This window comes from Mumia sp. ZJ430 (assembly GCF_011751845.1).
Lineage (GTDB): Bacteria > Actinomycetota > Actinomycetes > Propionibacteriales > Nocardioidaceae > Mumia.
In genome coordinates this window covers 1,009,941-1,030,032 of sequence record NZ_JAAHFK010000002.1, presented here as the reverse complement: position 1 = coordinate 1,030,032, position 20,092 = coordinate 1,009,941, and the positions used below count along the sequence as shown (strand labels likewise).

Genomic DNA, 20,092 nt, shown 5'->3' with positions numbered 1-20,092 from the left:
TCCGGATATGGCTGCGGAGTCGATGATACGCGCCCGGAGCGCCGTCGCGTCGGAGGATGTGTCTCGCGGCGTCATCTGGCTGTCACCAACGGTTGCGGACGTCCTCCGCCCAGCCGACGAGATCCTCGACGCGAACCCACGCCCCGGTGTCGTCGCGCACGTGTCCGGACCAGTGGCCGAAGCACTGGTGGCTCCGTGACGAGAACACCTTGAGGTCGGTCACCGACGCCTTCAGGTGGAACGGCGTGAACGTGAGGTCGACGGTGTCGCCCGTGATCCGCCACGGTGCCATCCAGTCGTCCGTGTCGTAGGCCCAGACCAGCTCCTCGCTGATCTTCGACAGGTGTCCGTCGACGACCAGCGCGTTCTCGACCGACCCGGTGCCGTCGGTCCACCTCCCGCCGACCTGGAGGCCGAGGACGCGACCATCGGTACGGCCGGAGCCGGCGCCCCAGTTCCAGTGGACCGCGTACGGCCAGCGGCCCCGCCCGTGGTCGAGCGTCGCCCAGGACTCGCCCTCGGGCACGGACACCGCCACGCCGTCGACGCGGAGCGTCCCGGTCGCGGGCCTCGCGACGTCCTTGACGGTGTACTGGAAGAGCCGATCCGTCCACGGCACCACGACGCCGAGGCACTCGTGCCCCACGGGCCGGTGCGCGACCACGTCGATTTCGACGCGCTCCGTACGTGCCCGCAGGCGCGTCCCGCCGTCGACCTCGTCGAGGGCGATCTGAAGGTTCTTGGTCGACGTTCGGGCCGGACCGGCGCCGAGCGTGCCGGGCAGCGTGGCGCTGCCGCCGAGCACGCCGATCGCGTCGTACGAGATCGTCTCGCCGCTGGTCCGGTCGAGCAGCCAGAGCCCGTGCACCGCCGCGTAGTCGATGTCCGAGACCACGAGCGCGACGATGTGGGTCGGCGTCGTCACCGCCCAGTACTCCCAGCGCTTGTTGCGACCCCTGCCCACGCGCCCTCGACCGACCCCGTCGGTGGTCACCAGCGGCGTACGCGTCCATCCGATGGCGTCCGGGTTGAGCCGTCCGTCGGGCAGGGTCAGCGACACCGGCGCCGTGATCTCGCGCTCGTGCACGGCGACAGGGAGCGCGGCTCCGCCGGCCGCGTGGTCGTGGCGCTGGCGCAGCCGCTGGTTCGAGGCGCGGACCGCCTCGGTGTCCACCTTGAGCACGCGGCGGTCGTACGTCATGAGGCCGTTGGTCTCGTCCTCGACGTCGGCCAGCTGGGTGTAGACGAACGCCGCCAGGCCCTTCTCGACCGCCGGTCCGACCTGGGCGTGCTGCAGGCGCAGGTACGCGCGCTCGAACGACGCCCGCTCGGCGTACTTGCGATAGCCGAACTCCTTGTCGTTCCACACGTGCCCGGTCACGCGGTAGGAGTAGCCGCCGTACTCCGACAGCACCGCCGCGCGCGGGTCCTCGGCGTCGCGGCGCGAGAGCCGGTACGGCCGGAAGTAGACGTGCCGGCTCGCCATGTCGCCGCCGCCCTGGTCGTACCAGCCGCTCACGTGGTCGACGGGCCTCGTCGGGTCGAGCTCCCTCACCCGTGCGGCGGCGGCCATCGCGTCGAACTGCCCCCATCCCTCGTTGAACGGCACCCAGGCGGCGACACTCGGCGCCGAGCGCAGCAGCGCCACAGTGGCGTCGAGCTCGTCGAGGAACTCGGTGCGCCCCTCCTCGTCCTGTCGTCCGAACAGCGCGTGGTGGGAGTCGGCGAGCGTCACCGGCAGGGCCACGGGCGTCGTGATGACGGCCGGGTTGTAGCGGCGCCCACCGTTGACCATGTCCTGCCAGACGAGCATCCCGAGGCGGTCGCAGTGGTGGTACCAGCGCATCGGCTCGATCTTGATGTGCTTGCGCAGCATCGTGAAGCCGAGCTCCTTGGCCGTACGGATGTCGTGGACCAGCGCCTCGTCCGACGGCGCGGTGTAGAGGCCGTCGGGCCAGTAGCCCTGGTCGAGCAGCCCGGCGTGCAGGTACGGCGCGCCGTTGAGCAGCAGGCGCGTACGGCCGTGCGCGTCGGGCCCGATCCCGAACGAGCGCATGCCGACATAGCTGGTGACGTGGTCGTCGCCGAGCCGCACCTCGACGTCGTACAGGAACGGGTCCTCGGGCGACCACCGGCGGAGGTCGTCGCCGAGCGGCAGGCGCGTCGGGACGCCGACCTCGACGCTCGTGCGGACGACCTCGTGGCCGTCCGCGCTCACGGCCACCTCCGCCGTACGGTCGCCGTCGCCGCCGGGCAGCACGCAGACCTCGACCTCACCGGTCTCGAGGGACGGCGTGAGGACGAGCTGGGCGACCCACTGGCGGGGGACCGACTCGAGCCAGACGGTCTGCCAGATCCCCGACTGCGGGGTGTACCAGATGCCGCCGCGCTCGAGCTTCTGCTTGCCGCGGCTGCGCCACGACGTGTCGGTGACGTCGCGGACGCGGACGACGAGCGCATGCTCGTCGCCGGTGAGGGCATCGGTCACGTCCAGCGTGAACGGGAGATAGCCGCCGCGGTGCTTGCCGACCCGCGTGCCGTCGACCCAGACCTCGCAGTCCTGGTCGACCGCGCCGAAGTGCAGCAGCACCCGGTCACGGACGAAGCCGTCGGGGAGCCGGACCGTCCGGCGGTACCAGAGCGCCTCGTCCGGCGTGAGCATCCGGTTCACGCCCGACAGCGGCGCCTCGGGAGAGAACGGCACGACGATCTCGCCGTCCCACCGTACGGGCGCCTCGGTCACGCCGGCCGGGGTGAACGCGTGCTCCCACCGTCCGTTGAGGTTCACGTACGAGTCGCGGACGAGCTGGGGACGGGGGTACTCGGGCAAGACGCGGTCGGGATCGAGGGCCTCGCCCCAGGTCGTGATCACGCGGTCGTCTCCAGGGTCTTCGGGAGGGGCCCGACCGTCCGCAGCCGGCGGGCGGGGATGACGAGGAACACCACGACGAGCGCGGCGGTGAGGAAGATCCACGGCGTCGGCACCTGCTTGACGATGCCGAGCTCGGTGAAGGTCTCGTCCGCGCTCGCGATCACCGCGGCGCCGAGGAACGGGCCGACGACCATGGGGATGAGGATCGCGAAGATCATCCGGAGACCCTGGACCTGTCCGGCCCGGTCGGTCGGGGTGAGGTTGCGGACGGTCGCGGAGAGAGCGGCAACGCCGAGCATGAAGCCTGCCATCATCACGATCCCGGCGCCGATGACCGCGAGCATGCCGCGGGCGGGGAACATCAGGAGCAGGCCGACGAGATAGATCCCGGCAACGGGCAGGATCGCCCGCGACGGGCCGACACGGTCGAGCACCCGTCCGCCGACGATGCTGATGACGGCCGCACCGATCAGGACCGAGGCGAGCACGATCGCGTAGCCCTCGATGTCGAGGTAGCGCTGGACGTAGATGATCAGGTACGGCAGGAAGACCTGCGTGCTCGTGCCGAGGATCGCCCACGCCACCAGGGCGATGTAGAGCGGCGGGTTGGCGCGCACGGTGCTCGGGCGCAGGCCGTGGACGACCGACGACAGATAGCTGCCTCCGGGGCGCGGCTGACGGGGCTCGCGTAGCCCGAACCAGGCGATCACGCCGACCACCGCGGTGACGCCGCCGATGATCGAGAAGAAGAGGACCCAGTGGCCGCCCCGGGTCAGCGGGTCGAGCGCGCCGAAGACCACCAGCATCGCGAGCAGCGGCATGGTGGCGAGCACGCCGTCGACCTTGCCGCGGTTGCCGGGGTTGGTGGAGTCGGTGACCCACGCGTTGAACGCGGCGTCGTTGGCGGTCGCGCCGAGGACGCTCATCACGCAGTCGAGCACGATGATCGTGATGACGGCGACCACGACCGCGTCGAGCATCGGCAGCATCGAGGCGGCGGCGTCGACGTTGACCAGTCCGAACGCGGCGGTGCACAGGCCCCACAGCACGTAGCCGCCAGCGATGAACTCGCGCCGCCGGCCGCTGCGGTCGGACGCGGCCCCGGCGAGGAGGGTAGCGATTGTCGCGGCGCACGCGCTGAGCGCGACCAGGGTCGCGAGCGCGGCGGGGGAGTCGGTGATCGTGTCGTAGACGAACACGTTGAGGTACATGTTCTCGACCGTCCAGGCCAGCTGGCCGGTTAGGCCGAGGACGACGACCCATGTCCAGAGGCGTCGGTCCGCCTGACGTTCATGCATGAGCGGGACTTTAGTGGCCCAGGTCACGCCGGACGTGGGCCGGGGCGCGTCCCGTCAGCGTCCTGCGGCGTCGCGCAGCACCGCGTTCTCGTCCTCGAGCTCGAGGACCCTCGCGATCCCGACGAGGTTGAGGCCGTCGTCGAGGAGCGCGATGATCCGGCGCAGGCGGACGACGTCGTCGTCGCTGTAGCGCCGCGTGCCTCCGCTCGTCCGGCTGGGCGTCACCAGGCCGACGCGTTCGTAGACGCGGAGGTTCTGGGCGGCGGTCCCTGCGAGCTCGGCGGCGACGGAGATCGCGTACACCGCCTGATGCGGGCTGCGTCCATCCATCGTCGTGGGTACCCCTTGCACTCGTGTCTTTCGCTTGCTATATAAAAACTATACCAACCGTTACAGAACATGCTCTGCATGTCGGAGTCTGTGGAGGTGAGAGACCATGCTCATGCGCACCGATCCGTTTCGTGAGCTCGACCGTCTGACCCAGCAGGTCTTCGGGACCGCTGCCCGACCGGCCGGGATGCCGATGGATGCCTGGCGTGAGGGTGACACGTTCGTGGTCGAGCTCGATCTTCCGGGCATCGAGCCCGGCTCGATCGACATCGACGTCGAGCGCAACGTCCTGACGGTCCGGGCCGACCGCCCGGCGCGTGAGGGCGTCGAGGAACTGATCGCCGCCGAGCGGCCGCGAGGCGTGTTCAGTCGTCAGCTCATCCTCGGCGACACGCTTGACACCGAGGCCGTCCAGGCACGCTACGCCGACGGCGTGCTCCGTGTGACGATCCCCGTTGCGGAGCGCGCTCGTCCGCGCAAGGTCGAGGTCGTCCGCGACAAGGGCGAGAGCCGCGCGATCAGCGCCTGACCATCACGGAGGCGGGGGCCGTACGCGGCCCCCGCCTCCTCGTCGGGGTGGACGTGGACGTGCGGTCGATCCTGCACGCCAGCCAGCGGGTCGAGGTGCATCGGCCGATCCCTCGCGCAGGCAGAGCCGAGGTGTGCGCCCGTCCGTGTCCTTCCTGGTGTGCGGTCGATCGGGGATCATGTCCTCGGCGGCCGCTCGGGGGGCGTCCGCGCGGTCGAGGCGCGGTTCTCCGGTGTCGTCTTCCCGGGGGAGACGCTGCGGACCGCGGTGTGGGTCTCCTCCGACCGGATCCTCTTCGCGACCCAGGTTGTCGATCGCGAGGGTGCGCCGGCGCTGACGGGCGGAGAGATCGTGCTGGCTCCAGCGGCGTCGTGACGGCGAGTCGGCCTGTGGGGTTGCGCTCGGCGAGCATCAAGAGCAAGGTCGGACATTAGGTGCCAGAGTGGACATTTCAGACACCGGGTCTCGGGGCAGCAGACAACCAGACCATACGGGCGTCGTACCGGCAGCATCACGCGAGGCCCCCAATGTGGGAGGGCATCATGCGACTCAGCTCACGGATCCTCCAGGTGACGGCGTCCGCCGTACTCCTTGCAGGACTGGCACTCGTCCCCACGAGTGCCCAGGCCGCCGACCCGCCCTGGATGGATACGTCATTGAGTCCCGACGAGCGGGCCGACCTGCTCGCCGCCGTCATGACGCTCGACCAGAAGCTGACGCTCTTCGAGGGCAGCGGCGCGGGGGCGGTCGCCATCCCCGAGCTCGGGATCCCCGCGCGGCGTGAGATCGACGGCGCCACCGGGGTGATCACCGGCGGGACACCGACGACGGCGTTCCCGGCCGGCCTCGCGATCGCCTCGACCTGGAACCTCGCGCGCGCTCGCCAGTTCGGGCAGCAGGTCGGACTCGAGACGCACCTGACCGGGTTCAGTGGTTGGGCCGGCCCGGAGGTCGATCTGCTGCGAACTCCCTACAGCGGACGGCAGTGGGGCTCGTTCGGTGAAGACCCGTTGCTCGGCGGACTGATCCCGGCCGCGGCCGTCGACGGGGTCGACCAGACGAACGACACCAACGGCGTGTACTCAATCGTCAAGCACTACAACGTCTACAACCAGGAGACCCAGCGGACGACGCTCGACGCGGTCCTCGACGAACGCACCCTGCGCGAGATCTACACCCGGCAGTGGGAGCCGATCGTCGCCGAGGAGCCCGGCGTCATCATGTGCGCGTTCCCGAAGGTCAACGGCAGCCCGTCCTGCGAGAACCCGCACCTCCTGTGGGACATCCTCAAGGGTGAGCTCGGCTTCGAGGGCTGGGTGAGCTCCGACTTCAACGCGTGCAAGAGCCTGGACGCCTACGTCTACGGCACCGACGTGTGCGGTCCCAGTTTCCCCGACCCGGCGCAGCTGCGTGCGGCCGTCCTGGACGGGACGATCCCGGCGGAGCGGTGGGACGACATGGTGCACCGCGTCCTGCGTACGTACTTCGCCGACGGGCTGATGGACAACCCACCGCCGGGAAGCCTCGAGAACCCACGGCCGGATCCCGAGGCGTTGCCGGACGACGTGGTCGCGGACGGCCGCGAGCGGGCGTACCGGACTGCCGTCGAGGGCTCGGTGCTGCTGCACAACCGCCGCGACGCCCTGCCGCTCGACGGGCGCGACCTCGACTCTGTCGCGGTCATCGGTGAGTCCGCCGACCGCTACATCCAGGGCTTCGGCAGCGACACCGTCATCGATCCGACGAACGTGAGCACCGTCGTCGAGGGGATCGAGGACCGGGCCGGCACCGGGGTCGACGTCACGCACGTCGCGGGCGGCGATCCTGTCCGCGCCGGAGACAACATGCCAGGCGACCAGCCCGTACCGTCGAGCGTCCTGCAGCCTGCAGAGGGGACGGGCGACGGGCTCGCCGCCGAGTGGTTCACGACCCCGGACCTCTCCGGGACGCCGGTTGCCAGCCGGGTCGAGGACCAGGTGAACTGGGGCCAGGGGCTGGTCGGCACGCTCGCCGGATTCGGGTACGACCCGACACCGGCGCCGAAGCTCCCGGACGCGATCCTCGCGGCCGAGGAGCCGTCGGCACGCTGGACCGGGACGCTCGAGCCGACCGTGAGCGGGCGCTACTCGCTCGGGCTCACGCTCCTGGGCAGCGCCACGCTCTGGGTGAACGACGAGGAAGTGCTCACGGCGAGCGCCGACCGGATCCGGCAGGAGTCGGTCGACCTGAACCTGCAGGCGGGGGAGTCGTACGACGTGCGCATCGAGTACGTCGCTGACGCGCCCGACCAGTGCTGCATCGTCACCTCCAACTTCGGGCCCGGCGTCAGGTTCACGTGGCGTCCACCGGTCGCCAACGCCTCGCCGCAGATCGACGAGGCCGTGGAGGCTGCGAGTGAGGCAGACGTCGCCGTCGTCGTCGCGACCAACTACATGGGCGAGTCGCTCGACCGCGGCGACCTGGTCCTCCCGCAGGACCAGGACCGCCTGATTCGCGCCGTGGCGCAGGCCAACCCGAACACGGTGGTGGTGCTGGCCACCGGCGGCGCTGTGCCCCTGCCGTGGCTGAGTCGGGTGGATGCCGTGATGGAGGCTTGGTATCCAGGGCAGGAGCAGGGCCGTGCGATCGCTGCGCTCCTGTTCGGCGAGGAGAACTTCTCCGGCAAGCTGCCGCTGAGCTGGCCGCGCTCGGATCGGCAGGTCGAGCGCGGGCTCAACCTCGAGAGCCCGTTCCCCGACGTCAACAACCCGAACATCACCGTGGACTACGACGACGGGGTCTTCGTCGGCTATCGCGGGTACGAGGAGAACGGCGTGAGGCCGCTCTATCCGTTCGGCCACGGGCTGTCGTACTCGAGCTTCCGCTACCGCAACGTGCGCGTCGACAACCCGCGTGCGCGTGACGACGCGCGTCCGAACGCATACCGGCCGGGACGGGTGCAGGTCAGGGTGACCAACACGAGCAGGCGGACGAGCACCGAGACCGTGCAGCTCTACAACGGGCGGTTGAACACGGACCGCGCCGAGACGCCGCCGAAGCAGCTGCTCGGCTGGGCGCAGGTCACGCTCGGGCCGCGCGAGACGCGGTGGGTCACGATCCCGATCGAGCTCTACACGCCTGAGCACAAGCTCGCGTACTGGGACACCGAGTGGGGCTACTGGATCACGCCCACCGGCAGGACCCGCCTGTACGTCGGCAGCTCGTCACAGGACATCCGCTTCACTCGGACGCTGACCGTACGGAGGCCGTGAGCAGGCGGGCAACCTCGCCGGTGAGGAACTGACGGACGTACGCGGCTCGCCGTTGGCGCTGACCGTCATCGAGGTCCACCTGCTCGCCGTTGCGGCGCTGGGCGACCTCGGCGACGAGGCTGGCGGGGACCCCGAGGGTGGCCATGCGGCCGAGAGCTTCGGCCTTGGTGATGAGCCGTCCTTCGCGGATCGTCGCGTCGGCGCGGGCGAGCACCATGAGCCCGAGATCGACGTAGAGGTCCTGGAGCCAGATCGCCTGCTTGCGCAGGGCCTGCGTCCAGTAGCCGGCCAGCTCGGCGCGTGCAGCCTCAGCGATGTCGACGACGTCCATCGGTGGAAGCCAGTCCGACGGGGGAGGGCCCACGACGACGACCGGGTCGGCCAGAAGCTCGGCGCGTGCGATCCCGCTGAGCGGGCGGCGGTAGAGCTCGCCGAACGCCCAGGTCCAGTGCTTGTGCGCCGGGTCGACGGTGTCGTCGTCGGGGACGTACACGCAGTGCAGTGCGCTCCCTCCCTCGGCGTCGCGCACGAGTCGCCCGTGCGTCTCGATGAGCATCGCCCGGGTCGCGAGCGTGGGGGAGCGGTCGAGGAGCGCGACCGCGTCAATGTCGCTGATGCCGGGGTGGTAGTCACCGGTGGCGAGGGACCCGCCGACGTAGAGGCCGACGAGGACGCCGTCGAGCGCCCGCGCCAGGTCCAGGACCACGGGTGCCGCTGCCAGTCGCGTGTCCATCAGACCGTCTCAGCCTCGTGCTCTCGTACGGCGACGTCTTCCTGGCAAGGTCTCCACAGCGCATTGTCCCGCGCAGAAGGTCCAACGGCTGGTAGACATCGTCTGCGCAAGACCCGCCCGGGGAGCGCAGAGCGTGAGGAGCCTGCGGTGACGGAGTCAGTCGCATCGTGGTCGGAGATCGTCGGCCTAATGATCGTGGGGCGCGGGCCGCTGCCCGACTTTTCCGGTGTCGTACGGGTGGTGTCGACCGACGAGGACGACGACGACGAGGACGACGAGGACGACGGCGAGGAGACGATGGTGACAGTGCATCGCGTCTTCGTGAGCGGCGAGCGTGTACGGCGCGAGTCGCTCGACGGTGTCGTGTGGGCGATTGACGGGGAAGATCAGTGGATCTGGGACGACCCGGACCTGCCGCCGGTGTGCGACCCGCATGCGGTGTCGGCCTTCGTGGAGGACGTCCTGATCACGCGGGAGCACGTCTTCGAGTGGGACGAGGACGACGAGCGGCCGATCGAGCCGATCAGGTCCGCGACGTTCCTCGGTCGGCGTGCGTGGGACGTGCGCTGGCGGCATTCCGAGCGTCGGCTCGTGATCGACGACGACACGGGGCTCGTGCTGCACCGCTCGGGCGAGGGCAATGCGATCAAGGTGGCCGAGTGGCTCGAGATCTCGGTCGGCGACGCGCTCGATGACGCACTGTTCTCGTGGGACGGTTCGGTACGAAGGGAGTCTGACGGCGTTGAGGGCGAGGGGTTGCATGGGTCGACGGGTTCGCGGATTGACACCTTGGATGCCCTCGACAAGGCCCTGTCTCGCTGGGACGAGATAGCCCCGTTGGCGGCGGAGGTCGAGGACGGGGACGACCTCATCCACCGGTTGGCTGACCTGCTCGACGTTGACCGGACTGGTGCGCGTGCGGTGGCTGAAATGCAGCTGCGGCGCGTCGCGCGCGTAGAACGGAGACGGATCCGCGAAGCACTCACCGACGAGAGGAACGAGTAGTTCTGGCAGGGGCGCACCGACCGAGCGTCGTGGAGCCTCGGGCCGTTTCACCCGTACTGGTCGACCAGTCGATGCCGCGTGTGCGACGGCGCTCCCACCGCAGCCCTCGTCGCAACCGGCAACCTGCGTGCGGCGAGCTCCTTCTTCCTGTGCGCCGCATGCCTCGCCGCCGCGGAAGCTGCCGACGCCGCCGAGCTGGTTCAGCGTCGGCGGAACACGGACGCGGGCCGACCAGGCTTGCGCGATCGACCGCTCGATCCGCAGCCCATCCTTGAGGCATTCGCGCGCGGGTCGTACGAGGTCCTGCCCTGAGTTTCGCGTCGACCGGAAACCGATAACGGTTCGGTGACTCCGGTGGTATCGGTCCCGCACTGGCCAGTGCCGCGCCAGCAGCCTGGCACCACTTCGACGCCGACACGTTCGACATCGGCCGCGACGAGCTGGAGCTCAACGACGGTGCAGCGATCGGGCTTTACTCTGCCGAACGGTCGATCATCGACGCGTTCCGGCTGCGTCACCTCGAAGGATCAGAGATCGCGAACGAGGCGCTGCGCAACTGGTTGCGACGCCGAGGCCAGCCGTCGATCGTGATGCACATGGCCCGCGACTTCCCTGCTGCCCGTAGGGCGCTGCAGAACGCCCTCGAGATTCTGCTGTGAGCCCCTGGGTCACGCGGACATCGCCTGCGGGTCGCGACCGGTGGCTGTGACCTCACGCCGCAGTGTGAGCGTGTTGGGCGTGAGCGCGCGCAGGAAGTCTTCGGCGTCGAACACCTCGCCCGGAGCGACCACACCCGTACGGGTGGCGCGGCCGTCGAGCAGGCGCGCCGTCGCCTCGACGATCAACGGCGCCGTGGCGGCGTAGATGTCGCGACCGCTGGCAGCGATGCGGTGCGTCTGCGCACCGACCTGCGCGACGACATCGACCACGAACTGCTGGGACGAACGACCGCGGTCGTCGTCGGCCGGGGGAGGAGGGGTCGCCGGATCGCGGATGTCGGAGAGCGCGGATGCGCTGAGGTAGGAGTACAGCCTGTCGACGGGCAGGTGCCGTGCGATCAGGACGGGCTCGGAGAACGGGACGGCAACGACCGCTTGTTCGAACCCCTCGGTGAAGTGCCAGGTGTCGCGGGGGACAGAGTCGGGGAGTGGTGCCAGCCTCCCGTCGACGATGGTCCGTCGCGGTGCGGTGTTGCGGGTTCCCGTGAGCCGTGTGCCGGCCGTCGGCCACCAGCGGTCGAGGCCGATCGCGACCGTGAGGCTGGCCGGCTCGGTCTCACCCGCGAGCACAGCAGTCGCTAGCAGATCGGCGAGCCCGCCGTAGAACGCCATCGCCGGGATCACCGCGACGCCCGCCTGCTCCGCATCGGCAGCCCGCGCGGCGTACACGGCCTCTACGGCAGGCTGCTCTGCGGTGACGTCGAGATAGTGGGCTCCGGCCGCGACGGCAGCCTCCGACACGATCACCCCGGTATCGAGGAACGGGCCGGCGACGTTGATGACCGCGGCCGCACCGGACAGCGCGCCGCGCAACGATGCCGGATCGTCCACTCGCGCGGGCCGGATCTCGAGGCCCGGTCGACCAGCGCGCATCGCCTCGAGTCGCGTCTCGTCACGACCCGAGAGGATCGGCGTGAGCCCGCGTCGCAGCAGCTCGTCGACGACGAAGCGGCCCGTGTGACCGTACGCCCCATAGACGACGACGGGACCGAGGGAAGAAGAAGTCATGGCCCCATCCCATCGCGCGTCGCCCCGTCGAGCCAGTGTCTGAACTGACGCCTGTCGTACAGTTTCCGACATGGTCACGGTGGGGCTGGCGCTGCATGCCGACGCGATGCTGTACGAGACGGCGATCGCGGCGGAGGTCTTCGGCGTCGATCGGTCGGATCTGTCGACCGACGGCGACTGGTACTCCCTCGTCGTCGCGACACCGGACGGGTCGCCGGCGCCGTGGCTCACCGACGCCGAGAGTGTGCGGTACGACGCCCTCGCCAAGGTCGACCTCGTCATCGTGCCGTCGACGAACCACCTCGACGGCGCACCCGATCCGTCCCTGCTGCATGCGCTCCGGGCTGCGTACGCCGGGGGAGCGCGGATCGCGTCGCTGTGCACCGGCGCCTTCGTCGTCGCTGCGAGCGGGCTGCTCGACGGACGCGAGGCCGCGACGCACTGGATGCACGTCGCCGAGCTCGAGCGCCTCTATCCCTCCGTACGGGCGCGCGCCGACGTGCTCTACGTCGATGACGGTCAGCTCCTGACCTCGGCCGGGAAGACCGCTGCTCTCGACCTTTGCCTCCACCTCGTGCGCTCCGACTTCGGCAGCGCTGCCGCGAACGGGCTGGCACGCCGGCTGGTGGTGGCCGCACAACGGCCGGGGGGACAGGCACAGTTCATCGCCGCCCCTGTGAGCCCGACCGGGTCCGACCACGTCGGTGCCGCGCTGGACTGGGCCCGCGAACGCCTCGACCAGCCGCTGACGGTGACCGACCTGGCCCGCGAGGCCGGGCTCGGTGCTCGCCAGCTGGCGCGCCGGATGAGCGCCGAGACCGGACTGACCCCGCTGAAGTGGCTGCACCGAGAGCGGGTCCTGCGTGCCCAGGAGCTGCTCGAGCGGACGGACGCGTCGGTCGAGCAGATCGCCGGCCGGTGCGGGCTCGGCACCGCGACGACCCTGCGACGCCACTTCGTCAGCGCCGTCGGAGTCAGCCCGACGGCGTACCGCACGACCTTCCGCGGCTGAGCGCGCCGAGGCGCCCATCCGCCGCTACTGCGGGACGACGTCAAGCACCCACGTGACGCCGTACGGGTCGGTGAGCATCCCATACAGCGACGCCCATCCCGACGGCGCGAGCGGCTGCATGATCGTCGCGCCGGCGACGAGCTTTTCCCACACGGTGGTGATCTCCTCGGGAACGGCGCTGCGTACAGAGACGTAGTGAACGTGTCCGCCATCGCGCCGTCCGGGTCGAGCTTCGTGAGAGTCGCGCCTTAGCTCCTCATCGGCGTGATCGCCTGACGCACCGGGGCGACGCATAATCCTGTTCCTCTATGGCGTCGACCGCTGTTAACCTCCCACAAGGCCGTGCGAGAGAACGAGGAGGTGGTACCCGTGAACGTATCGACATGGGTGCTCCCCTCTGGGGTCACGGTCGGGCGATAGGTCGTCCGGGAGCGCCGTTTCACGAGCACTCCCGAAAGGCACGACCATGCGTTTCACCTCTGAACGACAACTCGACGACGGCGTCCTCGAACGCGAGTTCACCCTCGGCGAGATCCCCGGCATCCTGTGGACGCCGGCGCCCGCACCGGCCTCCGTACCGGCTCCCGCACCGGCTCCGCTCATCCTGATCGGCCACCCGGGCGGGCTGCGTGCGATGCATCCCCGGCTGGCAGGTCGGGCTCGGCGCACCGTGGCGGACGGCTTCGCGGCAGCCACCATCGAGCTCCCAGGGGGCGGTGACCGGCCCCGTCTGCCCGCCGCCGAGCAGGCTCGCGCCGATCTGGTCCGGGCGATCGAGGCCGGCCAGCCGGTCGACGAGATCGTCGACCGGCTGGTCCTCCCGCTGGTCGACGTAGCGGTCCCGGAGTGGCAGGCCACCCTGGACGCCCTCCTCGAGCTCCCCGAGATCGGCGGCCCGGTCGGATTCTCAGGCGGGGTGATCGCGATCGGCATCCGGCTGGCGCTGGTCGAACCACGCATCGCCGCCGCCAACCTGTTCGCCGGGAGCTTCGTGCCCCGCGCCATGTTCGAGGAGGCCCGTCAGCTGACGATCCCGCTGCACGTCTTGCTGCAGTGGGACGACGAGGGGAACGACCGCCAGCTCGCGCTGGACCTGTTCGACGCCTTCGGCTCGAAGGAGAAGACGCTGTACGCCAACATGGGCGGGCACACCGGCGTCCCCCGGTTCGCGGCGGACGATGCGGCCAGGTTCTTCGCCCGGCACCTGAGCTAGCACGACGCGGGCGGCGGGCCGCCCCGACGCTACGGTGGGCGGCGTGAGCATCGCCGACACGCCCGAGCCCCCGTACACGGCAGTGATCTTCACGTCGCTGCGCACCGACGGAGACCGGGGGTACGCCGTGATGGCGGCGCGGATGGACGAGCTCGCTCGCGAGCAGCCGGGATTCCTCGGGATCGAGGCTGCTCGCGACGGGCTCGGCATCACCGTCTCGTACTGGCGCGACGACGCCGCAGCCGCCAGGTGGAAGCAGGTCGCCGGGCATCTCGTCGCGCAGCAGCGCGGGCGCGACGTCTGGTACGAGGACTACAGGGTGCGCGTCGCGACCGTCACCCGTGAGTACGGCCCGGAGACCCGGGGCTGACCCGCCTCCGGGCCGGCACTCACTCGTGCAGCCCGGCGATCCGCGACCCGGCGCGCGCGAGGAGCGCAGTCTTCTCCGCCTGCGTGCGCTCCTCCCACCGGTCGGCGAGCCCGAACAGCGCGTACATGCCGTGCACGCCGATCCACCGCAACGGCTCCGGCTCCCACTGGCGCGTACGGTGCTCGTTCCACGGCAGCCGTGTGAGCGCGGAGTCGACCCCGTCGAGACGGTCGAGCAGCGTACGGGCAGCGAGGTTCGTCGCGGTGACACCGTGGCCCGCGAACCCGTACACGACGCCGACGCCGCTGGCGGCGTCGTGCGTGACGTTCGCGCACCAGTCGCGGGTGACGCCGATGACGCCGCGCCACGCGTGCGCGACCGGGAAGTCGATCCCGGGGAACATCGACTCCAGCCGGCGCCGCAGGTTCGCTGTCGTCTTCGCGTCGGAGGCGCCGAGGCCGGGAGTCCCCGAGCCGTACGTGTACGGGGTCCCGCGGCCGCCGATCGCGATCCGGTCGTCGGCGGTGCGCTGCGCATAGATGAACGTGTGGGCGGCGTCGTTCAGGCACTCGCGCCCATCCCAGCCGATCTGCTCCCACGACGACGCCGGGAGCGGGTCGGTCACGATCATCGACGAGTTCACCGGGATGACCTGGCGGCCGCCGAGGAGCTGGCTCGTGTACGCCTCGAGGCAGACCGCGATGCGGCCGGCGTTGACCGATCCGCGATCGGTCCGCACCCGGTGCGCGGTGACCTCCCGCGCCGGGGTGTGCTCGCTGATCGTGACGCCGCGGCGCCGCAGGACCTCAGCGAGTCCGCGGGTCAGCTTCGCCGGGTCGACCCGCGCCGTGTCGGGATAGAACATGCCGCCGTGCGCCGTTGCCGAGCTCACCCGCGCCCGCGTCTCGTCGGCGTCGAGCAGGACGACCTGCGACGGCTCATAGCCGTACCGCAGGTGCGCTTCGCGGGTCGCCTTCACGCGCGCCATCGCGGCCGGCGTCGGCGCGAGCGTCAGCTGCCCGCCCCGCACCTGGTCGGCGTCGACGCGCTCGCGCTCGAGGACGGCGAGGACCTCGTCGATCGCGCCGAACATCTCGTGCTGGAACGCGACCACGCCGTCAGCGCCCTGCGCCGACTTCCGCGCGTACACCGCCCGGTTGCCCGGCAGCAGCGGCGACAGCCAGCCCCCGTTTCGACCGGACGCGCCGTAGCCAACCTCGACGGCCTCAAGCACGAGGACGCGCGCGGAGGGGTCGCGCGCGATCGCGTAGTACGCGGTCCACAGCCCCGTGAGCCCGCCGCCGATCACGACGAGGTCGTACGCGTCCTCGAGCGCGGCGGGGCCGAACGCCGGAGCGTCGCCTGCGTGCATCCAGTGGGAGACGTCGCCGTTGCGCATGCTCATATGGTCACCGCTCCACGTAGAACACGCGCTTGTTGGCGAACTCGTCGATGCCCAGGGGTCCGAGCTCGCGACCGAAACCGGAGCGCTTCACGCCGCCGAACGGGATCTGCGTCCCCTCGCCGGCAGGCGTGTTGACGTTCGCCATGCCGACCTCGAGACGGTCGGCGACGCGGCGCGCACGCTCGGCATCGGCGCTGAAGACGGCACCGCCGAGCCCGTACGCCGACGCGTTCGCGAGCGCGACGGCCTCGTCCTCGTCCCGTACGGAGTAGACGACCGCGACCGGGCCGAACAGCTCCTCCGCGTACGCGCGCATCTGCGGCGTGACGCCGGAGAGCACGGCCGGTGCGAGGTAGGCCGCCGGGCCGGGCTCGAGCGTGCCGCCCGCGTGCAGCGTCGCGCCCTTGTCCACCGCGTCCTGGATCTGCGCGGCGAGCGACTCGGCAGCGGCACGCGAGGAGAGCGGGCGGTAGGTCCCCGGCGTCGGGTCGGTCGGGTCGCCGGGCACCAGCCCCTCGGCGAGCGCGGTGAGCTCGGCGACGAACGCGTCCGCGATGCTCTCGTGCACGATCATCCGCTTGTTGGCGTTGCAGGCCTGGCCCATGTTGCTCACGCGCACCGACCACGCCTGCTGCGCGGCCGCGGCGACGTCGTCGGTGTCGAGGACGATGTACGGGTCGGAGCCGCCGAGCTCGAGCACGCACTTCTTGAGCGCGGCACCAGCGCGGGCGGCGACCGCGCTGCCGGCACGCTCGGAGCCGGTCAGCGAGACGCCCTGCACGCGCGGGTCGTCGATGATCGTGCCGACCTGGTCGTGCGACGCGAAGACGTTCGTGTAGACGCCGTCCGGCAGCCCCGCCTCCGAGGCGAGCTCGGCGATGACCTCGGCGGACCGCGGCACCGACTCGGCATGCTTGAGCAGGACGGTGTTGCCGAGGACCAGGTTCGGCGCCGCAAAACGCGCCACCTGGTAGAAGGGGTAGTTCCACGGCATGATGCCCAGCACCACGCCGATCGGGCGCCGCTGCACGACCGCCTCCGCGTCGCCGGAGACCGTGAGCGGCTGGTCGGCGAGCAGCGTCGCGGCGTTGTCGGCGTAGTACGCGAAGATGTCGCCGCTGAACCGCGCCTCACCGGCGGCCTCGCTCACCGACTTGCCCATCTCCTCCGCGGCGATCGCGGCGAGCTCGTCGGCGCGCTCAGCGAACAGGCGGCCGAACGCCGCGACACGCTCGGCGCGGTCGGCGACCGTGAGCCGGCTCCACGCGCGGTACGCGGCGTCGGCGGCGTCGAGCGCGTCGCTGACCTGGGCGTCGGTCGCGGTCTCGTACCGGCGGACCTCGACACCGGTCGCGGGGTTGACGGAGCGGTACGGGACGGGCTGGGCGGTCATGGCATTCCTCTTCTCACGGGGTCTGATCTCCTACGCGGGGCCCGCGTCGGGCGAGGGCGGCGCGTGCGGCGCGGTGGCCGGCGTCCGTGGCGTCCTCGAGGGTCTGTGCGGGCAGTGCGGCAGCCGATCCGACGACGACGGTCGTGTCGGACGCGCTCGCGGCGGGGGAGCCCGTCGGCGCGTATGTGTCTCCGGCCTCGACGTAGTGGCGCTGCCACCGTAGTTCCTCGGCCGGCCGCTCCGGGCGCGAGACGACGACGAGGTCGGCCCGCAGTCTGCGCCTGCCGGAGGCGCCCGCGACGACGACGCGGCGCGCGCCGCGCAGCCCGACGACCCGTACCGGACGACCGGAGACGACCGGCACGCCCGCCCCGGCCACCGGCGCCACCAGCGCGACGGCCCGCGCGTCCGGCTCCGGGTCGACGACCGCAGTGACGGTGACGCCCGCGGCGAGGAGCTCCTGCGCGATCTCGTACCCGGTCGCGTTCTCGGCCACGACGACCGCCCGGCGTCCGGGGCGTACGCCCTCGACGTGTAGGAGTCGCCGGACGGCCGAGGCGAGCATGACGCCCGGCTTGTCGTTGCCGGCGAAGGCCAGCGGGACGTCGTACGAGCCGGTGGCCACGACCATCGCGGGTGTGGTGACACGGATGCGGCGGCGTCGCGAGACCACGATCAGGTCGACGCCGTCGAACGTGGCGACCGCGGTCCCGTCCAGCACCTCGATGCGCGGATGCTCCTCGACCTGGCCCGCGAGCGCGAGGGCGGCGTCGCGGTCGGAGTCGTACGTGTGGGTGCGCCCGGCGGCCGTGCTCGTACGGCCGAGGGAGCGTCCGCCGAGCGCACCTCGGTGGACGAGGAGCACCGACGCGCCGTCAGCTGCGGCGCCGAGCGCGGCGGCGAGGCCGCTGAGCCCGCCTCCGACGACGGTGACGTCGACGGCGCGGGTCTCGTGCGTCGTCGCCCGTACGGCCGCCGCGGCCTGCGGCGTCGGGAGGCGTCCGGCGCCGGCGACCCACGCCATGACCCGTTCGGCCAGGTGCGCGAGCCGCGGTCGCTTGGTGAACAGGCGGAACTGGAAGCCCGCGGTCAGCAGCGGCGCGACCGCGTCGGAGGCGCGGAAGATGTCGATGCCCGAGCTGGGCCAGCCGCGCTCGCGGCGAACGTCCTCGCCGCCCTCGACCGGACGCTCGCACGCGTTGACGCCCGGCAGCCCGTCGACGGTCAGCGGGCAGTTGCCGCACGCGCCGTAGCCGCACGTGTAGCCGCGCGGTCGCCGGTACTTGAAGCTGCGCGTGAGGATCCGGACGCCGTCGGCGTGCAGCGCGCCGCCGAGGGTCTGGCCGGCCGTGGCCTCGACGCTGCGCCCTTCGAACGTGAACCGGACCGGGCTGGGCGTACGGTCGTCGGTCATGCGTGGTCCTCCCCGGTGGGAACGACGAGGGACGACTCGGCGATCATGCGTCCTTCGGTGAGGCGGCGTGGCGAGAACGGGGCGAGGACGGGCGACGGCGTGCCGGTCACGATCTCCTCGGCGAGCAGTGTCGACGCGCCCGGCGCGCCCATGAAGCCGTAGACCCAGCCGCAGGTCATCACGTAACCCTCGACGTCGGGCACCGACCCGATGACCGGCGCCAGGTCGGCGGCCTGCGTGACGGTCCCGGCCCAGTTCCGCAGCAGGCGTGCGCCCGACAGCAGCGGGAAGAGCGTGACCCACTTCGTCGCCATGTCGGCGAGCAGGTCCCACGTGCTGTTCTGGCTGCGCGACTCGTCGACGTGGTGCCTCTCCGTGCCGCCGACGAACTCGCCGCGCGCGGTCTGGTGGCAGTAGCCGAGGAGCGCCAGCGCGGCGAGACCCTGCCGCAGGAACGGCGCGAGCGGCTCGGTCACGAGCATCTCGAGCCGGCTCGTGACCATGGGGAGCGTGATGCCGGCCCAGGCGTTGACGTCGAGTGCGTTGCCGCCCGCGGCGTTGAGCACGAGGCCGGCGGCGATGGGGCCGCGGCTGGTTTGCACGCCGGTGACGCGGCCGGCCGCGGTCGTCAGGCCGGTGACCGTGACGTCGCAGTAGACCTCGACACCGCGGCGCACGCCGGCCTTGAGGTATGCCCAGTTCACGGCGTCGTGGTGGGCGAAGCCGCCGGACGGCTGGACGACGCCGCCCCGTACGACGTCGGGGTTGAGCGCGGGGACGAGCGCGAGGACGTCGGCCTGGGAGAGGAGGTCGCTGTCGACGCCCTCGGAGCGGTGGTAGGCGTGGTCGCGCTCGCAGTTGGCCCACTGCTCGTCGGTCGAGGCGAGCACGAGATAGCCCGAGGAGCTGAAGAGCACGTTCATCTCGAGCTCGGCCGACAGCTGGTGCCAGCGCGTGAGGCTCAGGTCGAACAGGCCGACCCACTCCGGCGACGAGAAGATCGAGCGGATCAGCTCACCGTTGCGACCGCTCGCGCCGCCGCCGGGCCACGCGCGGTCGAGCACGGCGATGCGCTTCACGCCACGCTTGGCCAGCTCGTACGCGGTCGAGAGTCCCTGGATGCCGGCGCCGATGACGACGACGTCGTACGAGGCGTCGGGGTCTCCGGCGCGGACACCGGGGGCGCTCACGCGGGCTCCGCGTCGGGGTCGGCGAGCTCGCCGAGGCGCACCGCGTACAGCGGGGGACGGACCGTCGGACGGGCGGGGGAGTCGCCTGCGGCCGGCGCCGCGCCGACACTCTCGAGGAACTCGTCGAGCGCGGGAGCGCAGAGCTTGCCTTGGCACGGGCCCATGAAGAGGGCCGTCGCGCGCTTGAGCGTCTCCGGGTGCGTGTAGCCGCGCTTCCAGCAGACTTTGAGGTCGTGGAGCGTGACGTCGTGGCACGGGCAGACGATCGTGCGGCGGTCGGCACGCGCGCTCATCGACGCCGCCTCGCGGGAGACTTCATAATACGCCACTATTATGAATCGATCCCGTGT

The 20,092-nt window shown here is 71.1% G+C and carries 18 protein-coding genes; 7 read left to right on the top strand and 11 right to left on the bottom strand.

Annotated features, from left to right (window positions below; translation table 11 throughout):
* Nucleotides 1-82 precede the first annotated feature (82 nt).
* The 3 genes from HCT63_RS20270 to HCT63_RS11440 are packed head-to-tail and all read right to left on the bottom strand — an operon-like array spanning nucleotide 83 to nucleotide 4,500.
* The gene (locus HCT63_RS20270) at nucleotides 83-2,872 is read right to left on the bottom strand and encodes a DUF2804 family protein (RefSeq protein ID WP_182397102.1); all 2,790 of its coding nucleotides are present in this window, start codon (nucleotides 2,870-2,872) and stop codon (nucleotides 83-85) included.
* Nucleotides 2,869-4,170 (bottom strand): MFS transporter, encoded by a 1,302-nt coding sequence (locus tag HCT63_RS11445; RefSeq protein ID WP_167004334.1) that lies wholly within the window; start codon nucleotides 4,168-4,170, stop codon nucleotides 2,869-2,871. The genes HCT63_RS20270 and HCT63_RS11445 overlap by 4 nt, the downstream gene beginning before the upstream one ends.
* Before the next feature lie 54 nt (nucleotides 4,171-4,224).
* Entirely contained in the window at nucleotides 4,225-4,500 is a 276-nt protein-coding gene (locus tag HCT63_RS11440) for a MerR family transcriptional regulator (RefSeq protein ID WP_167004331.1), read from the bottom strand.
* A gap of 106 nt (nucleotides 4,501-4,606) precedes the next feature.
* Here HCT63_RS11440 and HCT63_RS11435 point away from each other — a divergent pair, with 106 nt between their 5' ends.
* From HCT63_RS11435 to HCT63_RS11425, 3 genes are all read left to right on the top strand, one after another.
* Entirely contained in the window at nucleotides 4,607-5,029 is a 423-nt protein-coding gene (locus HCT63_RS11435; protein WP_167004328.1) for an Hsp20 family protein, read from the top strand.
* A gap of 159 nt (nucleotides 5,030-5,188) precedes the next feature.
* Nucleotides 5,189-5,404: a MaoC/PaaZ C-terminal domain-containing protein gene (locus HCT63_RS11430; RefSeq protein WP_208322387.1), complete on the top strand. Its 216-nt coding sequence runs from the start codon at nucleotides 5,189-5,191 to the stop codon at nucleotides 5,402-5,404.
* 167 nt (nucleotides 5,405-5,571) lie between these two features.
* Entirely contained in the window at nucleotides 5,572-8,280 is a 2,709-nt protein-coding gene (locus HCT63_RS11425; protein WP_167004325.1) for a glycoside hydrolase family 3 C-terminal domain-containing protein, read from the top strand.
* On the opposite strand, the gene HCT63_RS11420 is transcribed toward HCT63_RS11425, so the two are convergent.
* The gene (locus HCT63_RS11420) at nucleotides 8,249-9,013 is read right to left on the bottom strand and encodes a nucleotidyltransferase domain-containing protein (protein ID WP_167004322.1); all 765 of its coding nucleotides are present in this window, start codon (nucleotides 9,011-9,013) and stop codon (nucleotides 8,249-8,251) included. The genes HCT63_RS11425 and HCT63_RS11420 overlap by 32 nt on opposite strands.
* A 147-nt stretch (nucleotides 9,014-9,160) precedes the next feature.
* Between HCT63_RS11420 and HCT63_RS11415 the strand changes: the two genes are divergently transcribed.
* Nucleotides 9,161-10,018: a hypothetical protein gene (locus tag HCT63_RS11415; RefSeq protein WP_167004319.1), complete on the top strand. Its 858-nt coding sequence runs from the start codon at nucleotides 9,161-9,163 to the stop codon at nucleotides 10,016-10,018.
* A 668-nt stretch (nucleotides 10,019-10,686) separates the two neighbouring features.
* Here HCT63_RS11415 and HCT63_RS11410 read toward each other — a convergent pair.
* Nucleotides 10,687-11,745, bottom strand: a complete 1,059-nt coding sequence (locus HCT63_RS11410) for a saccharopine dehydrogenase NADP-binding domain-containing protein (protein WP_167004317.1) — start codon at nucleotides 11,743-11,745, stop codon at nucleotides 10,687-10,689.
* A 70-nt stretch (nucleotides 11,746-11,815) separates the two neighbouring features.
* Between HCT63_RS11410 and HCT63_RS11405 the strand changes: the two genes are divergently transcribed.
* The gene (locus HCT63_RS11405) at nucleotides 11,816-12,757 is read left to right on the top strand and encodes a helix-turn-helix domain-containing protein (RefSeq protein WP_167004314.1); all 942 of its coding nucleotides are present in this window, start codon (nucleotides 11,816-11,818) and stop codon (nucleotides 12,755-12,757) included.
* 24 nt (nucleotides 12,758-12,781) lie between these two features.
* On the opposite strand, the gene HCT63_RS20755 is transcribed toward HCT63_RS11405, so the two are convergent.
* Nucleotides 12,782-13,051, bottom strand: coding sequence for a VOC family protein (locus HCT63_RS20755; protein WP_347877934.1), 270 nt, complete (start codon nucleotides 13,049-13,051; stop codon nucleotides 12,782-12,784).
* A gap of 172 nt (nucleotides 13,052-13,223) precedes the next feature.
* Here HCT63_RS20755 and HCT63_RS11400 point away from each other — a divergent pair, with 172 nt between their 5' ends.
* Together HCT63_RS11400 and HCT63_RS11395 are read left to right on the top strand one after the other, a co-directional pair.
* Nucleotides 13,224-13,970 carry an alpha/beta hydrolase gene (locus HCT63_RS11400; RefSeq protein WP_167004311.1) on the top strand — a complete coding sequence of 249 codons (747 nt, stop codon included), beginning with the start codon at nucleotides 13,224-13,226 and terminating at the stop codon, nucleotides 13,968-13,970.
* 43 nt (nucleotides 13,971-14,013) lie between these two features.
* Nucleotides 14,014-14,340 carry an antibiotic biosynthesis monooxygenase gene (locus HCT63_RS11395; RefSeq protein ID WP_167004308.1) on the top strand — a complete coding sequence of 109 codons (327 nt, stop codon included), beginning with the start codon at nucleotides 14,014-14,016 and terminating at the stop codon, nucleotides 14,338-14,340.
* A gap of 19 nt (nucleotides 14,341-14,359) precedes the next feature.
* On the opposite strand, the gene HCT63_RS11390 is transcribed toward HCT63_RS11395, so the two are convergent.
* The 5 genes from HCT63_RS11390 to HCT63_RS11370 are packed head-to-tail and all read right to left on the bottom strand — an operon-like array spanning nucleotide 14,360 to nucleotide 20,035.
* Nucleotides 14,360-15,739: an FAD-dependent oxidoreductase gene (locus HCT63_RS11390; protein WP_208322386.1), complete on the bottom strand. Its 1,380-nt coding sequence runs from the start codon at nucleotides 15,737-15,739 to the stop codon at nucleotides 14,360-14,362.
* A gap of 10 nt (nucleotides 15,740-15,749) precedes the next feature.
* Nucleotides 15,750-17,138, bottom strand: a complete 1,389-nt coding sequence (locus HCT63_RS11385; protein ID WP_167004302.1) for an aldehyde dehydrogenase family protein — start codon at nucleotides 17,136-17,138, stop codon at nucleotides 15,750-15,752.
* A gap of 13 nt (nucleotides 17,139-17,151) precedes the next feature.
* The gene (locus tag HCT63_RS11380; RefSeq protein ID WP_167004299.1) at nucleotides 17,152-18,552 is read right to left on the bottom strand and encodes a (2Fe-2S)-binding protein; all 1,401 of its coding nucleotides are present in this window, start codon (nucleotides 18,550-18,552) and stop codon (nucleotides 17,152-17,154) included.
* A complete protein-coding gene (locus HCT63_RS11375; RefSeq protein WP_167004296.1) occupies nucleotides 18,549-19,742 on the bottom strand; it encodes an FAD-binding oxidoreductase in 1,194 nt (397 codons plus the stop codon). Before HCT63_RS11375 ends, HCT63_RS11380 begins: the two co-directional genes overlap by 4 nt.
* A complete protein-coding gene (locus tag HCT63_RS11370; RefSeq protein ID WP_167004293.1) occupies nucleotides 19,739-20,035 on the bottom strand; it encodes a (2Fe-2S)-binding protein in 297 nt (98 codons plus the stop codon). Before HCT63_RS11370 ends, HCT63_RS11375 begins: the two co-directional genes overlap by 4 nt.
* Nucleotides 20,036-20,092: the final 57 nt, after the last annotated feature.

Excerpts from the sequence above, each read along its gene's own strand:
- HCT63_RS11445 (WP_167004334.1), bottom strand. The coding sequence starts at position 4,170 with ATGCATGAACGTCAGGCGGACCGACGCCTCTGGACATGGGTCGTCGTC.
- HCT63_RS11440 (WP_167004331.1), bottom strand. The coding sequence starts at position 4,500 with ATGGATGGACGCAGCCCGCATCAGGCGGTGTACGCGATCTCCGTCGCC.
- HCT63_RS11435 (WP_167004328.1), top strand. The coding sequence starts at position 4,607 with ATGCTCATGCGCACCGATCCGTTTCGTGAGCTCGACCGTCTGACCCAG.
- HCT63_RS11425 (WP_167004325.1), top strand. The coding sequence starts at position 5,572 with ATGCGACTCAGCTCACGGATCCTCCAGGTGACGGCGTCCGCCGTACTC.
- HCT63_RS11420 (WP_167004322.1), bottom strand. The coding sequence starts at position 9,013 with ATGGACACGCGACTGGCAGCGGCACCCGTGGTCCTGGACCTGGCGCGG.
- HCT63_RS11410 (WP_167004317.1), bottom strand. The coding sequence starts at position 11,745 with ATGACTTCTTCTTCCCTCGGTCCCGTCGTCGTCTATGGGGCGTACGGT.
- HCT63_RS11405 (WP_167004314.1), top strand. The coding sequence starts at position 11,816 with ATGGTCACGGTGGGGCTGGCGCTGCATGCCGACGCGATGCTGTACGAG.
- HCT63_RS20755 (WP_347877934.1), bottom strand. The coding sequence starts at position 13,051 with ATGCGTCGCCCCGGTGCGTCAGGCGATCACGCCGATGAGGAGCTAAGG.
- HCT63_RS11400 (WP_167004311.1), top strand. The coding sequence starts at position 13,224 with ATGCGTTTCACCTCTGAACGACAACTCGACGACGGCGTCCTCGAACGC.
- HCT63_RS11390 (WP_208322386.1), bottom strand. The coding sequence starts at position 15,739 with ATGCGCAACGGCGACGTCTCCCACTGGATGCACGCAGGCGACGCTCCG.
- HCT63_RS11385 (WP_167004302.1), bottom strand. The coding sequence starts at position 17,138 with ATGACCGCCCAGCCCGTCCCGTACCGCTCCGTCAACCCCGCGACCGGT.
- HCT63_RS11380 (WP_167004299.1), bottom strand. The coding sequence starts at position 18,552 with ATGACCGACGACCGTACGCCCAGCCCGGTCCGGTTCACGTTCGAAGGG.
- HCT63_RS11370 (WP_167004293.1), bottom strand. The coding sequence starts at position 20,035 with ATGAGCGCGCGTGCCGACCGCCGCACGATCGTCTGCCCGTGCCACGAC.